This is a genomic window from Mesorhizobium sp. M0030, from assembly GCF_040323695.1.
Lineage (GTDB): Bacteria > Pseudomonadota > Alphaproteobacteria > Rhizobiales > Rhizobiaceae > Mesorhizobium.
On record NZ_JAMYVE010000011.1, the window covers coordinates 205,733 to 221,270 of the forward strand.

Genomic DNA, 15,538 nt, shown 5'->3' on the forward strand with positions numbered 1-15,538 from the left:
CCGTAGAGCGCTAGTCTGTGTGACGAGGACGGCCGTTCGCCGTCCTCGCCAGTTCATTCAAACCAGGCCTACTCCCCCGGCCCCTTGCAGGCCACGATCTGCTCCTTCGTGTAGGTCGTCCACTCCGGGATCGAGATCGAGACCGGCCATTCCGGGCTGAGCGACGGGTCGGCGGCTGCCTTCAGCTTGGCGTTGCCTTCGTCGGTGGCGTTGTCCCACAGCTGCGGGTCGACCAGCACGGTCTGCTGCGCCGGCTTCTTGCCGTCGAGGATCTGCAGTGCCAGCGTCACGCCCGCGCCGCCGATCGAGCCGGGGTTGGTGACGGCTGCACCGACGAGACCTTTCACCGAGCTCAGCTGGCCGACGAAGCCGGCATTGTCGGCGCCGACCACCGGCACCAGCGGCGCCTGCGATTCGACCAGCGCGTCGACGATGACGTTGTCGATGCCCGACGTCCACACGCCGTTGAACGGCGTGCCGGTAGCCAGGAACGACAGCATCTGCTGCTTGGCCTGATCCTGCTGCCAGCCGGTGAAGACTTCCTGCGCCACCTTAACGCCGGGGTTTTCGGCCAGCGCCTTCTTGAAGCCTTTGTCGCGATCGCTATCGGCCGAGGCGCCGGCGGCGCCGCGCATGTAGAACACTTCGCCCTTGCCGCCCATGTGCTGGAACAGCCATTTGGCGCCGAGATAGGCATACTGTTCCTGGTTGTTGGAGATGATGTAGGCCGACGGTTCGGTCACCGCCTGGTCGACGGCAACGACGACGATGCCGGCCTTGGTGGCTTCTTCTAGGCCCGCCTTGATGCCGGCGGGATCAGCGGGGTTGACGACGATGGCGTCGACCTTGGCGCTGATCAGATTGCGGATGTCTTCGAGCTGGCCGGCGGCATCGGTGTTGCGGTGGGCGATGTTGAGCTTCGTCACTTCGCCCGAAGCCAGCGCCTGCGCCTTCATGGCGCAGACCATTTCCTCGCGCCAGCCATTGCCCTGCACGGTGTTGGAAATGCCGATCGTATATTTGGCTTCGGCCGACGACACGCCCATCGATGCCAGCAAGGCAGCGCCCGCAAGCAACGGGACCATGGTCAGTATTTTCTTCATGTCAGTACTCCTCCACATTGTTGTTTTTCGTCTCAGGGTCAGACCCTTCGGCAGGTTCAGACCAAGTCATTCACCTCGTCATTTGACGAAGGGGCGCAGCACGTCGCGGGCGAGCAGGAAGCCCCGCTTCACCGCATCGTCGTTGCCTTCAAACCGCCTGTCCTCATGTTCGATGATGACCGAGCCGTCATAGCCGGCGCGGTAGAGGCCGGAGAAGAAGCCGCTCCAGTCGACATCGCCCAATCCCGGCATGCGCGGCACCTGCCAGCCTATCCCGGCGGAAAGGATCCCGCGCTCATACAAACCATCATGATCGATCATCAAATCCTTGGCGTGGACATGCAGCATGTAGGGGCCGAACTCCTTGATGAAGCGGCCCTGGTCGATCATTTGCCAGACCAGGTGCGAGGGGTCGAAATTCATGCCGACCTCGCCGCCCCAGGCCTCGAGGATGCGCCGCCAGATGTAGGGCGAATAGGCGATGTTGTGCCCGCCCGGCCACTCGTCATAACTGAAGATCATCGGGCAGTTCTCGAAGGCGAGTTTTACCCCGTGATCGCGCGCATAGGCGACGGTCTCGGGCCAGACTTTCAGCGCGTCCTGCCAGTTGACGTCGACGGTCTTCGAGGCATCGCCACCGCAGAAGGTGTTGACCACCGGCACGCCCATATTGGCGGCCAGCACGATGACCTTCTTCAGATGGCCGATGACGGCCTCGCGATGGGCAGGGTCCGGATGCAGTGGGTTGGGGTAGTAGCCGAGGCCAGAGACCGTCAGCTTCTTCTCCGTCAGCGAAGCGACGATCTCCTTGGCCTGCGCGGGCGAGGTGGAAGCGGCATCGATATGGCTGGTGCCGGCATAGCGTCGCGTCGGGCCGGAGGTCTTCGGCCAGCAGGCGATTTCCAGCGCCTCGAAGCCGGCCGAGTGCGCCCAGCCGGCGACCTCGCCAAGCGGCGTCTCCGCAAACGGTGCTGTAAGAACTCCAAGTTTCATTCTGCCTCCCTAGACCCGACGACTATAATGCCGATTGTTTGGATCGCTTCAACCTCGCGACCTCATCTTGTTCAAGACTGTGCCGGACAGCCGCCATCGGATCGTCCGACAGCAGGTCGCCCAGCGCCGATGTGACGGCCGCGCGGAACGTATCGTCGGCGGCAAGGCCGGGGTCGAATATCCCGTCGATGGCAAGGATGGCGGACACCAGCGCGCTGGCATCGTGACCGGTCGCATCGGCGATCGCGGCGACCTTGCCGGCATAGGGATCCGACACCGGCCAGCGTTTGCCGAAGCGTGCGGAAGCATGGATGAGATAGGCCATCCAGCCGGCGACCGGCACCGACAGGAGGCCTATGCTCTGGCCCATTGCGAGCCGGTCGCGGATCGGGTTGAGCAGGCGCTGGACGATCTTCTGCGAACCGTCGGTTGCGACCTGGTGGTTGCGGTGGCGGATCGCGGTGTTCTTCAGCCGGGCAAGGCTCTGCTCGACATAGGCAAGCGGCAGGACGCCGGATACCGGCATCAGCGTCGGCAGCGTCTCCTCGACCAGCATGCGCCGGATGAAGTCCGACAGCAGCGGGTTGGCTATGGCGTCCGATGTGTGCTCGAGCCCGGCCAGCCCGCCGAGCGTCGCCAGTGTCGTCTGGGCGCCGTTCAGCACCCGCATCTTGAGATGCTCGAACGGCGTCACATCGTCGACGAAGGTGGCGCCGACCAGATCCCAGCGCGGCATGCGGCCGGCGAATTTTTCCTCGATCACCCACTGCCGGAACGGCTCACCGACAGCGACGGCGGCATCGTGGTAGCCGAACCATTGCTCGACACTGTCGAGGTCATCTTGCGTTACCGCCGGCGCGATGCGGTCGACCATTGACGAAGGGAAGGCGGTATTGGCTGCGATCCACGCGGCCAAGCCATTGCCGCGCTGCCTGGCGAAGGTCTGCACGACATTGGCCAGGATAACGCCATTGGCCGGAATGTTGTCGCAGGACAGCAGCGTCAGCGGCCGCCCATGCGTGGCCCGGCGCTGCTCCAGCGCCCGCACCAACAGGCCGGGCACGCTGCGCGGCGTCTCGGGGTTGGCGAGGTCATGGACGATGTCGGGATGGCCGAGGTCGAGTTCGCCGCTCGACGGGGTGTGGCAATAGCCTTTTTCCGTCACCGTCATCGTCACCAGTTCGATATCAGGTGAAATCAGCACGCCGAGCGCCGGTACGGCACTGTCCTGGCTGTCGACCACCCGGACGATGCTGCCGATGACGCGCGCCTCGATGTGGCTGTTTTCGCGGATCAGCCTTGTGTAGAGCCCGCTCTGCCGTCCCAGCGTGTCGGCAAGGCTCGGTGGGCGGATGTTGACGCCGACAATGCCCCAACGGTCGAAGCGCAGCGAGATGAGATCGTCGGTGTATTCGGCCTGATGGCAGCGGTGGAAGGCGCCGACGCCGAGATGCGCCATGCCGGGCGCCAGGAGCGTACGGTCGTAGGACGGTGTCTGGACCGAGGCCGGCAAGCGGTCGAGCAGCGCCGGCCCAAGCGTTTCGGTGGAGGCGCTCACCGGTTCGCCCCGATCACCGTTTGCTCCTGGTCGATGACCGCACCGGTCATAGGGCCGGCCGCGTCGGAGAGCAGGAAGACGGCGAGGCTGGCGATATCGTTCGGCGTCAGCAGCCGGCCGAAAGGCTGCGCGGCATTGGCCTTGTCGAGCCAGCCGGGGCCGTTGCCCAATGTCTCCGCCTGCATGATGCGTTCGGCCGGCGTGTCGGTCCAGCCGACATTGATGCCGTTGACGCGGATGCGATCGAAACGATGGGCGTTGGCGGCGTTCCTGGTCAGCGTCGCCAGCGCGCCCTTGGTGGCGGAATAGACGGCGAGTTCCGGCGAACCGCAATGGGCGTTGATCGACAGGATGTTGAGAATGGCGCCGCCCTGTCCGCGCTGCTTCATGTCGGCAATCGCCGCCTGCATCAGGAAGAACGGCGCGCGCGTGTTGACGGCAAACAGCGCCGCCCAGTCGTCGAGGCTGGCGTCGAGGAAGGAGGCGCGATCGGTCAGGCCGGCGGCGTTGACCAGCGCATCGATGCGGCCGAAGCGCTCGATGCAGGCTTGCGCCAGAAGGGTGGGGGCGTCAGGATCGGCAAGGTCGGCGGCGACGAAGATGGTCGGCGTGCCCATTTGCGAAAGCTCGGCCGCCACAGCCTCGCCACGCGTCTTCTCTCGGCCGGTGACCAGCAGCCCGGCGGCACCGGAACGCGCCAGCGTCTCGGCAATGGCGCGGCCAATGCCTTGCGTCGACCCGGTGACCAGAGCCACCTTGCCGTCAAGCCGGATCTCCATTCCTCCTCCCGGGAATAAAGTTTCTATTTTGAGAAATATGGAACGGCAATTCCCGATAGTCAAACCAGTGACGCCTCATTCGCCGCGCCGCGCCGCCACGCCATGGACCAGCGCCATCCCAACGGCGAGCGAGGCCGCCAGTGAGCGGAAGCCGGCAAAGTCGGATTCCACCACTTCCAGCCAGCTGTCCGAGAGCGGGATCAGCGGGCTGAAGGTGCTGTCGGTGACGGTGACGATACGCGCCTTGCGCTCATGCGCCACCGCGACGAGATCGGGCGTGATCGAATTGTAGGGGCTGAAGGAGACAGCGAGCACGGCATCCCGGCCGCCGATGCAGCCGATCTGGTCGAGTGCGGAGGACCCGACATTGTCGACCAGCACGTTGCGCACGCCTTGCTGCGAGAGCGTCAGCGAGAGATAGGCGGTGACGGGAAAGGCGCGCTTGGAGCCGATGACATAGATCAGCTCGGCCGCCGCCAGCAGTGCCACCATCTTGTCGAAACTCTCGACGTCGAAGCCGGTCTCGATGCGGCCCAGCGAGGCCTGCGATGCGCCGACCATGCCGTGCAGGAAATGCAGATTTGGCTCGGTCTCGGTGCGCGGTTCGCCGCGCCCTTCCGGCCATGAGCCCTTGATGTGCTCCTTGAACAGGCCCTGGAAATCGGAAAAGCCGGAATAGCCGAAGATCTGGGCAAAGCGCACCAGCGTCGAGGGCTGCACGCCGGCCTGTGCCGCAACCTGCGCGATGGTGCCGAGCGCGACGTCGCTCGGATGCTGCCACAGGAAGATTGCCACCTGGCGCAGCCGCTTGGGGAAATGCACCGTGCCCGACGACAGCACCGCGCGTAGCTCCTCATAGGTCTGCGGCTGGATGTAGCCAAGCGCGGCCAGCGAGCGTCCGCGCTTGCGCGTCGCCGCCTCGTCGGTGCTGGACCGTCCGGATGCCTTGCTTGCCCCACTCATGATTTCAGGCTAGCGCGATACGATCGTTTTACAATATGAAAATTGGAAATCGTATTCGAAAGCGGTGTGCCGGGAGGAGCTTGAAAATGGTCTACGCAACATCGGACGGATCAGCCGGCAAGCGGCTGCGGGTCGGCATGGTCGGCGGCGGCCGCAATGCCTTTATCGGCGCCGTGCATCGGCTGGCCATGCGCCTCGACGACCAGATCGTGCTGGTCGCCGGCGCGCTGTCGTCGGACCCGGAAAACGCCGCCGCGTCGGCTGCCGAGATCGGCATCGCGCCGGAGCGCAGCTATGCCGACTACCGCGCCATGGCCAGGGCGGAAGCTGAGCGCCCGGACGGCATCGAGGCGGTGGTCATCGTCACGCCCAACCATCTGCACGCGCCGATCGCCACGGCCTTTCTGGAGGCCGGCATCGACGTCATCTGCGACAAGCCGCTGTCGACGACGCTGGATGAGGCCGAGGTGCTGGTGGCGCTGGCGCGGGAGAAAAAGCGACGCTTCGTCGTCACGCTCAACAACACCGGCTACGCCATGGTCCGCCAGGCGCGCGAGATGGTGGCGGCGGGCGCGCTTGGCCGCATCGTGTCCGTGCATGGCGCCTACATCCAGGACTGGCTGACCAAGCCGATCGACGCCGAGGGCCAGAAGCAGGCGGAGTGGCGCACCGATCCGGCGCGCGCCGGGCAGTCGGCGGTGCTGGCCGATATCGGCGTGCATGCCTTCAACCTGGCAAGCTATATCTCCGGCTATGAGGCCGAGGCGGTGTCGGCGGATCTGTTCACTGCCGTGCCGGGACGCCGGCTCGACGACAATGCGCATGTGCTGGTGCACTGGACCGGCGGGGCGCGCGGCACGATCCTCGCCAGCCAGACCTCGCCCGGCCACTACAATGATCTCTCGGTGCGCATCTATGGCGACAAAGCCGGGCTCGAATGGTCGGGCGGCCGGCCGGAAGAACTGCGCTTCTCCATCTACGGCGAGGAAACCCGCACGCTGGTGCGCGGCGGCCATGGCTCGACGACGGAAAGCCAACGCGTGTCGCGCATGCCGGCGGCGCATCCGGAAGGCTATATCGAGGCCTTCGCCAATTTCTACCGCGACGCCGCCGATATCATTCGCGCCCATCGCTCTGGTGGGGTGGTGGATGCGGCGCGCGCGGCGCAGGTGCCCGATGTGGTGGAGGGCGCGCGCGGGGTGAAGTTTGTTGCGGCGGCGGTGGAGTCGAATGCGGCTGGTGGGGCTTGGACGGCGGCAAGGTTCGGGTGAGGCGAGCTATCCCTTGATCGCCGAGCCGACGATGGAATCGACGAAGAAGCGCTGCAGGAAGACGAACAGGATGAGCGGCGGCAGCACGGCCAGCGTCGCGCCGGCCATCACCAAGCCGGTGTTGACCGCACCTCTGTTGTAGCTGAGCAAGCGGCTCAGGCTGATTACGATCGGATAGGCGTCGGCATTGCCCTGCAGCACGGTCAGCGGCCACAGATAGCTGTTCCAGTGATAGACGAAGGCGAAGAGGGCCAGAGCCGCGATTGCGGGTGCGATGCTGGGCGCGACGATCTTGTAGAGGATCAAGAACTCCGAGGCGCCGTCCATGCGCGCGGCGTCGATGAGTTCGTCGGGCACGCCGGAGATGAACTGGCGCATCAGGAAGATGCCGAAAGCATTGGCGAGATTGGGCACGATGATGCCGGCGAGGCTGGCGTTGAGGCCGACCGAGCCGACCAGGCGGTAGAGCGGGATCAGCGTCACGATCGGCGGCAGGAACATGGTGGCGATCAGCAGAGAAAACAGCAGCGACTTGGCGGGGAAGTGGTATTTGGCGAAGGCGTAGCCGGCCATCATGCTGGTCAGCAGGATGCCGGCGGTGGTGATCGAGGCGATGACCAGGGAATTCCACATCGAGCGGCCGACATTGACCACGCCCGACACCTTCTCATAGGCGTCGAGGCTCGGCGTAAGGGGGATCCACACCGGCGGCACCTGCATGCTCTCAGCCGGCGTCTTGAGGCTCGACAGCACCATCCACACCAGCGGGAAGGCCGAGGCGACGGCGACCAGCAGCATCAGCGTCGCCAGCAGCGCCTTGCGGCCGGACAGGCGTCTGCGCGACAGCCGGCTCGACGATTCCGCACTCATTCGTCGTTCTTCCGGTTGGCGAAGGCAAACAGCGCGCAGACGACGACGATCAGCGAAAGCATCAGCATGACCGCCATGGCCGAACCCAGTCCGCCCTGTGCGCGCTCGATGCCGACGCGGCGGATGTGGTAGGTGAGCACATTGGTCGAGCCGACCGGCCCGCCCTGCGTGATCAGCGCCACGGGCTCGAACACCTGCACGGCGTTGATGATGGCGATGACGGCGCTGAACAGAAGCGTGCGCCGCATCAGCGGCAGGGTGATGAAGCGGAACTGCTCGATGCGGCTGGCGCCATCGAGCTTCGCCGCCTCGTAGAGGCTGCCTTGGATCTGCGTCAGCCCGGCGATCGCCAGCACGGTGAAATAGCCAACCTGCTGCCAGACATTGAGGAAGACGATGGAGATCAGCGCCGAGCGCGGTGACGACAGAAAGGGCTGTGGTCCCACGCCGATTAGGCCGAGCATCTGATTGAGCGGGCCTTCGCTCGGCGAATAGAGTTTCGACCAGACCAGCGCCACGGCGATCATCGGCACCATGTAGGTGGCAAACAGCACCGTGCGCAGCGCCGTGCCGCCGGCGACATCGCGCTGGTAGACCATCAGCCCAAAGGCCACCGACAGCGGCAGGATGAGGATGACGGAGAGCGCGGTGTAGATCGCGGTGTTAGCCAGCGCGCCCTTGAAGTCGCGGCCGACCGAGGAGACCCCAAAAATCTCGCGGAAATTGTCGAGGCCGATAAAGCCGGCGCTGGAAAACGGCGTCTGCGTCGACCAGTCCTGGAACGACAGCCAGACTGTGAGCAGCATCGGCAACAGGATGAAGATGCCGATCAGCGTCACGGCGGGCGCCAGCATGATGCCCGCCGAGGCACGGTACCTCTGAATCATTATTTGGCGGCGCGCTCCAGGATCGAAATGGCGTCGGCCTGCGCCGTCGCCTGCGCATCCTTGGCCGAGACCTGGCCATACTGCAACGCCTCGAGCGTCTGCTGCAGCGATTCCGAGAATTCCTGGCCGCCCGGCACCACCGGGAACGGCTTGGCGTCGGTGAGCACGCTGACATAGCCGGAGAGGAATTCCGAGCCGAGCTTGTCCTTGTGCGCCTCGATGTCGGAGAGGCGTGAGGGCAGGATGCCCATCGACATGAGGATATCCGACATCGCGGAAGCGCCGTTCTTGCCGGACTTTGGATTGTTCAGCCAGGCGAGGAAGTCCCACGCCGCCTTCTGCTCGGCGGCACCTGCATTGGCGTTGACTACGGTCATCCAGGAGTAGGAGATCGAATGCGGCTTGTCGCCGCTGGGGCCGACGGGAAGCGGCGCCGTTGCAATGTCGGCGAACTTGTCGCCCATGCCGGCCTTCAGTGCGCTCTCCCACCAATTGGCCATGATGATCATGCCGGTCTTGCCGGAGACGAAATTGTCGAGGAAGGGGCCGGTGGTGTTGGCGTCGGCTGTCGCCATCGAAGGCACGCTGGCGCCGGACTTGATCAGGTCTTCATAGAGCTGGAAAGTCTCCGCGGCCTGCGGGCTGTCGAGCACCGGCTTGCCGTCCTTGACCAGGTCGCCGCCATTGGAGACCAGCAGCGAGGCGAAGGGATGAACGACACCGGCGGCCCATGAATTGATCATGCCGAAGCCTTGCTGTCCCGCATCCTTGTTGGTCAGCTTCTTGGCCGCATCCTTGAACTCGTCCCAGGTCTTGGGTGGCGCCGCGATGCCGGCCTGCTTGAACAGCGCCTTGTTATAGTTCAGCGCATAGACGTCGATTTCGTTGGGGATGCCGTAGAGCGTGCCGCCGACCGAGGCGGCGCTGGTGACGCCCGCCGGCCAGGCGGCCTTGACCTCGCTGGCCACCGCATCGGGAGCGGGCGCGACCAGCTTGTCGCGCGCCAGTTCCGGCAACCAGAGATCGTAAATGCCGCCGATCGTCGGACCGTCCGCGCCGCCGCCTTGCGAGCGCAGCGTGGTCAGGAGGTCGCCGAAGGGGACGGCACGCACGGTGACGCTGACATCCGGATTGGTCTTGGCATAATCCTTGGCCGCCGCTTCCAGCAGCGCCACCGTCTCCGGCGACCAGTGGGTGAGATAGGAGATGTTGACCGACTGCGCCCAGGCCGTGGCGGGCAGGATGGCGAGGCCTGCGGCCAGTGCCAGTTTCGACGTCCAGGCAAACGACATTCCTCATCCTCCCTATTGGTTCGCATGAGGTTATGACAAGTCAGCGCGGCGACGCAAGGGCTTGCTGGCGAAAAAGTCTCACATGGTACGGTCACAGATTTCTTTGCGGCGCTGGAATGTGGGTATTTGTCGTTACGTAACAAACAGTTGCGGGTACTGCAATGTCGTGAGCGGGCCAACGCCGCCATTCCTGAGGCGCAGCAGACCTCTTGCGAATACCGCTATGTCGTTATAATGACTTTTGCCGAACCAATGACTTCTCACGGCACGGAAACGCCGCGGGACGCCAAGGACAGAGAACAATGGGAGACTGGCGATGAGCATGCTTTCACTTCACCGGCGCGCAGCACTTGGGCTGATCGGCGGCCTTGCCGCCGCCTGCGCCGGCGTCTTCGCCTCATTGCCGGCGCGAGCCGCCGACAGCACGGTGACGCTGTGGAGCTGGCGCACCGAGGACGAGGCCGCGATGCGCCGCATCTTCGATGCCTTCGAGGTGAAGAATCCCGGCATCAAGGTCGCCATCCAGTTCACGCCCGATGCCGACTACCAGAACCGGCTGAGCACGGCGCTGCGCGGCGGGCGCGGGCCTGACATCGCCCAGCTCAAGGCCTATGGCGAATTGCAGCCCTTCGTCGAGGCGGGCTATCTCGACGCGCTGGACGACAGCGTGCCGGAGCTGAAGAACATGGAGGACGCGGCGCTTGGCGGCGCTCGCGGCCGCAGCGACGGCAAGCTCTACGGCGTGCCCTACTCGGTGCCGATGATGGGCGTCTTCTACAACCAGGATATCTTCGCCGCCCAGGGCATCGAGATCCCCAAGACCTACAAGGATTTCACCGCCGTCTGCGAGAAGCTGAAGGCGGCCGGCATCACCCCGATCGCCACCGGTGGCGCCAACGGCTCGGCCTGGGAACTGGAGATCGCCGTCGGCGTCGTCGGCCCGACCGTCTATGGTCCCGGCTTCTACGACGAGATGATGAGCGGCAAGGCGACCTTCGAGGATCAGCGCTATGTGGCGGCGCTGAAGCGCTTCGCCGAGCTGAACCCTTATTTCCCCGACGGCTTCGCCGGCATCGACTACACCACCGCCACGCAGCAGTTCATCGGCGGCAAGGCGGCGATGTTCCTCGGCGGTTCGTTCGAGAACGGCAGCTTCAAGGCGCAGAACCCGAAGCTGAAATTCTCGATCTTCCCGTTCCCCGCCGACGATGCCGGGGCAAAACTCTACACCTCGGCCTTCTCCGACGGCTCCTATGGCCTGGTCTCCGAGAGCCAGAACAAGGAAGCCGCGACCAAGGTGCTGGGCTTCATGGCTTCGGCAGAGTTCGCGCAGATGTTCGCCGACGAGCTCGGCTGGCCGCCGGCCCGCACGGATGTGACGGTGAAGGATCCAGTGCTGGCCGCGATGATGGAGATGGCGAAGAATTCGACGCCGTATCTGACGCTGGTCGGCTTCCGCTGGCAGTCGCCGACGGCGTCTTCGGTGCTGCAGTCGGAGATCATCGACATGGTCGAAGGCAACATCGCGCCGGAGAAGCTGGCGGCCGACATGCAGGCCGCGGTCGCCACCTGGTTCAAGCCGAAGCAGTAGGCGCGGCCGGTCGCAAAAGCGGCCGGCCTCTCACGGACCAGAAAAGCGCATGAGCACCCTTCGCCGCACCAGCAGCCTTCGCCGCACGCAGCAGCGCATGGCCGTGCTGTTCATCCTGCCGGCGCTGGCGGTCTATGCGCTGTTCGTCCTCTATCCCCTCGGGATGTCGCTGTGGGGCAGCTTCTTCGTCTGGAAGGGGCTGCGCATGGTCGAGTTCGCCGGCCTGTTGAATTTTTCGCGGCTGTTCGCTTTCCCGAGCGGCGCGCGGATCTACGGCGCGCTGTGGCACAACACCGCCTGGTTCTTCGGCATCATGGTCTTCCAAAATGGCCTCGGCCTGTTGTTTGCCTGGCTGCTGTTCCTGCGCGACAAGGGTGCGGCCTTCTTCCAGTCGGTGTTCTTCTTTCCGGCGGTGCTGAGCCCGGTCATCGTCGGCGCGCTGTGGCGGTTGCTTTTGGCACCGGGCGGCGTCGTCGAATGGGCGCTGAACGGGCTCGGCCTGCACCAGGGCAGCCTGACTGTGCTCGGCAACAGCCACACCGCGCTCGCCATGCTGATCGCCGTCGATGCCTGGAACTGGATGGGCCTGCCGGTGCTGATCTACACGGCAGGTCTGCGGCAGATTTCCGGCCAGATTTTCGAGGCGGCAAAACTTGACGGCGCAGGCAATGCGCGCATGCTGTTCTCGATCGCGCTGCCGCTGTTGATGCCGGCGCTGGGCACGCTGACGACGCTGTCGTTCATCAACACCTTCAACCAGTTCGACATCGTCTATGTCATGCAGGGCGTGCAGGGCAATCCGAGCTATTCGACCGACACGCTGGTGACCTACTTCTACCGGCTGGCCTTCGGCGCGGAAGGCGCTGTCGGCATCACCGATATCGGTCTGGCTTTGGCGCTCGGCAGCGTGCTGTTTTTGATCCTCAGCATCGGCACGCTCATGATGCTGCGCTTCTTCGACCGCCGCACGGTGCAGCTATGAGCGCGCTGGCGATTTCGCAAAGACCGGCCATCTCTCGGCAGCTGGCGCGGCTGCCCGGCTGGACGGTGCTGATCGCATGGACGGCGGCTGTGCTGTTGCCGCTCTACATCCTTGTCGTCTCCTGTTTCAAGACCACGGCCGAGATCTACGACAACAGGCTCGGCCTGCCGCAAAGCTTTGCCTTCGACAATTTCATCAACGCCTGGACGCGCGCCGATCTCGGCCAGAATTTCATCAACAGCCTGATCGTCACGGGCGGCGCGGTCATCCTCACCATCGTCCTCTCGGCGATGGCCGCCTATCCGCTCAGCCGCTACAAGCTTGGCTGGAATGCCATCATGCTCGGCCTGTTCCTGTCCGGCATCATGCTGCCGATCCGGCTCGCCTCGGTCGAACTGTTCACGCTGATGCGCAATCTTGGCCTGCTGGATTCGCTGACCGGGCTGATCCTGGTCTATTCGGCGATCCGCATTCCCTTCGCCGTGTTCATCTTCGCCAATTTCATGCGCGTCTTACCCTCCGAGTTGGACGAGGCGGCGCGCATGGACGGCGCCGGCGAGGTGCGCATCCTGTTCCAGATCATCCTGCCGATGGTCAAGCCGGCGGTGTCGATCGTGGCCATCTTCACCGCGATCGCGGTGTGGAACGATTTCTTCTTCCCGCTGATCTTCATCTTCGACGACCGCTACAAGACGGTGCCGCTGGCGATCAGCGTCTTCGTCGGCCAGTTCCGCACCGACTGGGGCCTGGTGTTCGCCTCGCTGGCGATATCCATGGCGCCCATCCTGATCATGTATCGTCTGCTGGCGCGGCAGATTCGCGAAGGCGTCGGCACCGGAGGGGGCATGAAATGATCGAAGACAGGATTTATGCGGCGAAATCCATCCTGGTGGTCGGCGCACACGCCTTCGATGCCGAGGTGATGGCCGGGCCGCTGGCGGCCGCTGCCGTCAAGCGCGGCGCCACGGTGACCTTCCTGCATCTGACCATGGGTGAGCAGGGCCATCCGTACCTGGTTCCCGCGCATTATTGCGTGCAGAAGGAAGAGGAAGCGGGCAGCGCGGCGGAGCGGCTCGGCGTCGCCATGCGTAGCTTTGGCCTGCGCGACGGCTTCCTGCCCACAGACGATCAGACGGCGCTCGAAGTGGGCGACATCATTCGCGAGCTGAAACCCGAGATCGTCATCACCCATTGGCATGGCAGCTGGCACAAGGACCATCGCGCCGCCGCGCATTTGACGAAGACCGGTATCTTCTTCGCCGGACTGCCGACCGTTGCCAGCGACCATCCGGCGCACACGCCGCAACTGCTGCTGTTCGGCGAGAACTGGGAGGACGATGACGGCTTCCGGCCCGAGCATCTCGTCGATGTCAGCGACGGGTTCGAGGCCTGGCGCGACGCGGTCATGGAGTATGAGCTGGCGCGCGGCCTGAGCAGCTTCCCCTATGTCGACTATTACAGTTCGCTCTACCGGCTGCGCGGCTGCCTGCGTGGCACGCGCCATGCGCAGGCCTTCGCGGCGGCGTCGCATTCGTGGAATGCCGGCAGCGGCCTGTTCTCGCTCCCCTTCGGCAAAGGGTCCGGTCGATGAGGCGGGTACTCGCCATCGATCTCGGCGGCACCAATCTGCGCGCCGCCGTATCTACGGGCGATGTCGGTGCGTTGGAGGCGCTGGGCAGCGAGCCGGCGCCGGCAACCCTTGGTGCCTTCATTGCGCGCATCGACGCGCTGTGCGCTGAGGCCGGGTCGGTCTCAGCGCTTGGCATCGCGGTGCCGGGTCTGGTCGAGGGCTCAATCTGCCGCTGGATCCCCAACTTGCCGTTCCTCGACGGCGTCGATATCCAGCCGCTGTTTCCCAAACTGCGCGTAGCGCTCGGCAATGACGCGCAGATTGCGCTGCTGGCGGAGGCTGTCGAAGGCAGTGCGAAAAACATGTCGGATGCGATCCTGCTCGCCATCGGCACCGGCATCGGTTCGGCGGTGCTGGCCAATGGCCGCATCGTTGCCGGCGCGCATGGCGGCGCCTGCTCGTTCGGCTGGGCCTGCGCCGACGTGAGGGATCATGGTGAAGAGCGCAGCGGCTGGCTGGAGCGCGTCGCGTCGGGCCGGGCGCTTGATGCCCTTGCCGGACAGATCGGCCTTGCCGACGGCCGCCAGCTGATCGCCGCTGCCCAGGCCGGCGAACTGGCCGCACTCACCTTGCTTGAACTGCCGGCGCGACAGCTCGGCACCGCGCTTGCAGGCGCTGTCGCGCTGCTCGATCCGCAAGCGGTTCTGATTTCGGGTGGTTTGGCGGAGGCGCTGGATGTGATCCGGCCGCCGCTGCTTGCAGCGCTGCGACGCCAACTGCCGCCGCATCTGCGCGGCATCGACGTCAAGCCCGGAAAATTCGGTCCCCGCGCCGGCCTCGTCGGCGCGGCGCTGGCCGGCGCCGTTGGGCAAGGGTGGAGGCATGTGCGATGAGCGAAGCAAGCTTTCAGCAGCCGGACCGCAGACGGCCGGAGCCGCTCTGGTATCAGGTCGAAGAGGCGATCCGCGCCATCGTCAAGAGCGGCGAATGGGCAACGGGCGACCAGATCCCGGCGGAGGACAGGCTGTGCGCCCTGTTCGGCGTCAGCCGCATCACGCTGCGCCACGCCTTGCGCAACCTCGAGGAGGCCGGGCTGCTCAGGCGCGAACATGGCCGCGGCACGTTCGTGCGCTCGACCACGCTGGTCGCCGGCACGCGCGAGCTGACCAGCTTTACCCAGGAGATGGGCAATATGGGCGTGGTCGCGGGCTCGCGTCTGCTCGACTGCAGCCTGACCACCGCCAACGCGGCGGCTGCCGGCGCGCTGGAGATCGAAGAGGGCGATCCGGTGGTGCGCATTCGCAGGCTGCGGCTCGGCAACAACGAGCCGATCGGCATCCAGACGGCGCAGCTGTCGGCCGTGCGCGTGGCGGGCTTCCTCGATGCCGGCCTGCTGCAGGGCTCGCTCTACGAGGCGCTGGAGCGCCATTACGGCATCGTGCCGGTGGCCGCGCGGGAGAACTACCGGGTCGGCGCGGTCGGCGCGGCGGACGCCGAACTGCTCGACCTCGCTGTCGGCAGCCCGGCCTTCGTCGTCGAACGCATCACCACCGACGAGCGCGGCCCGTTCGAATTCACCGTCTCGATCATGCGCGGCGACCGCTACGAAATCCGCTCGACGCTGCGCGCCGGACGCGTGCCGCTGAACCCGAGAAGCTGATCCATTCCAGACCGACACA

15 protein-coding genes are annotated in these 15,538 nt (G+C 65.2%); 7 read left to right on the forward strand and 8 right to left on the reverse strand.

Going from position 1 to position 15,538, the window contains the following annotated elements; genetic code table 11:
• Positions 1-68: 68 nt before the first annotated feature.
• The 5 genes from NKJ80_RS22165 to NKJ80_RS22185 form a co-directional block, all read right to left on the reverse strand.
• Entirely contained in the window at positions 69-1,103 is a 1,035-nt protein-coding gene (locus NKJ80_RS22165; protein ID WP_352498312.1) for an ABC transporter substrate-binding protein, read from the reverse strand.
• A gap of 78 nt (positions 1,104-1,181) precedes the next feature.
• Positions 1,182-2,096, reverse strand: a complete 915-nt coding sequence (locus NKJ80_RS22170; protein ID WP_352498313.1) for a sugar phosphate isomerase/epimerase family protein — start codon at positions 2,094-2,096, stop codon at positions 1,182-1,184.
• Positions 2,097-2,118: 22 nt separating this feature from the next.
• Positions 2,119-3,654, reverse strand: coding sequence for a mannitol dehydrogenase family protein (locus NKJ80_RS22175; protein WP_352498314.1), 1,536 nt, complete (start codon positions 3,652-3,654; stop codon positions 2,119-2,121).
• A complete protein-coding gene (locus NKJ80_RS22180; protein ID WP_352498315.1) occupies positions 3,651-4,433 on the reverse strand; it encodes an SDR family oxidoreductase in 783 nt (260 codons plus the stop codon). Before NKJ80_RS22180 ends, NKJ80_RS22175 begins: the two co-directional genes overlap by 4 nt.
• Positions 4,434-4,508: 75 nt before the next feature.
• Positions 4,509-5,396 carry a MurR/RpiR family transcriptional regulator gene (locus tag NKJ80_RS22185; protein ID WP_352498316.1) on the reverse strand — a complete coding sequence of 296 codons (888 nt, stop codon included), beginning with the start codon at positions 5,394-5,396 and terminating at the stop codon, positions 4,509-4,511.
• An 86-nt stretch (positions 5,397-5,482) separates the two neighbouring features.
• Between NKJ80_RS22185 and NKJ80_RS22190 the strand changes: the two genes are divergently transcribed.
• Positions 5,483-6,667: a Gfo/Idh/MocA family protein gene (locus NKJ80_RS22190; protein ID WP_352498317.1), complete on the forward strand. Its 1,185-nt coding sequence runs from the start codon at positions 5,483-5,485 to the stop codon at positions 6,665-6,667.
• A gap of 6 nt (positions 6,668-6,673) precedes the next feature.
• On the opposite strand, the gene NKJ80_RS22195 is transcribed toward NKJ80_RS22190, so the two are convergent.
• Genes NKJ80_RS22195 through NKJ80_RS22205 form a run of 3 tightly spaced genes read right to left on the reverse strand, consistent with a single transcriptional unit; the run spans position 6,674 to position 9,716 of the window.
• Positions 6,674-7,537: a carbohydrate ABC transporter permease gene (locus NKJ80_RS22195; RefSeq protein WP_352498318.1), complete on the reverse strand. Its 864-nt coding sequence runs from the start codon at positions 7,535-7,537 to the stop codon at positions 6,674-6,676.
• The gene (locus NKJ80_RS22200) at positions 7,534-8,424 is read right to left on the reverse strand and encodes a carbohydrate ABC transporter permease (protein ID WP_352498319.1); all 891 of its coding nucleotides are present in this window, start codon (positions 8,422-8,424) and stop codon (positions 7,534-7,536) included. The genes NKJ80_RS22195 and NKJ80_RS22200 overlap by 4 nt, the downstream gene beginning before the upstream one ends.
• On the reverse strand, positions 8,424-9,716 hold the full coding sequence (locus tag NKJ80_RS22205) for an ABC transporter substrate-binding protein (protein WP_352498320.1): 1,293 nt from the start codon (positions 9,714-9,716) through the stop codon (positions 8,424-8,426). The genes NKJ80_RS22200 and NKJ80_RS22205 overlap by 1 nt, the downstream gene beginning before the upstream one ends.
• Positions 9,717-10,032: 316 nt before the next feature.
• Here NKJ80_RS22205 and NKJ80_RS22210 point away from each other — a divergent pair, with 316 nt between their 5' ends.
• Genes NKJ80_RS22210 through NKJ80_RS22235 form a run of 6 tightly spaced genes read left to right on the forward strand, consistent with a single transcriptional unit; the run spans position 10,033 to position 15,519 of the window.
• The gene (locus NKJ80_RS22210; RefSeq protein ID WP_352498321.1) at positions 10,033-11,307 is read left to right on the forward strand and encodes an extracellular solute-binding protein; all 1,275 of its coding nucleotides are present in this window, start codon (positions 10,033-10,035) and stop codon (positions 11,305-11,307) included.
• A 49-nt stretch (positions 11,308-11,356) separates the two neighbouring features.
• Positions 11,357-12,289 carry a carbohydrate ABC transporter permease gene (locus tag NKJ80_RS22215; RefSeq protein WP_352498322.1) on the forward strand — a complete coding sequence of 311 codons (933 nt, stop codon included), beginning with the start codon at positions 11,357-11,359 and terminating at the stop codon, positions 12,287-12,289.
• Positions 12,286-13,143, forward strand: coding sequence for a carbohydrate ABC transporter permease (locus NKJ80_RS22220; protein ID WP_352498323.1), 858 nt, complete (start codon positions 12,286-12,288; stop codon positions 13,141-13,143). Before NKJ80_RS22215 ends, NKJ80_RS22220 begins: the two co-directional genes overlap by 4 nt.
• The gene (locus NKJ80_RS22225; RefSeq protein ID WP_023698618.1) at positions 13,140-13,880 is read left to right on the forward strand and encodes a PIG-L deacetylase family protein; all 741 of its coding nucleotides are present in this window, start codon (positions 13,140-13,142) and stop codon (positions 13,878-13,880) included. The genes NKJ80_RS22220 and NKJ80_RS22225 overlap by 4 nt, the downstream gene beginning before the upstream one ends.
• The gene (locus NKJ80_RS22230; RefSeq protein ID WP_023828352.1) at positions 13,877-14,752 is read left to right on the forward strand and encodes an ROK family protein; all 876 of its coding nucleotides are present in this window, start codon (positions 13,877-13,879) and stop codon (positions 14,750-14,752) included. The genes NKJ80_RS22225 and NKJ80_RS22230 overlap by 4 nt, the downstream gene beginning before the upstream one ends.
• Entirely contained in the window at positions 14,749-15,519 is a 771-nt protein-coding gene (locus tag NKJ80_RS22235; RefSeq protein ID WP_352498324.1) for a GntR family transcriptional regulator, read from the forward strand. The genes NKJ80_RS22230 and NKJ80_RS22235 overlap by 4 nt, the downstream gene beginning before the upstream one ends.
• Positions 15,520-15,538 lie beyond the last annotated feature (19 nt).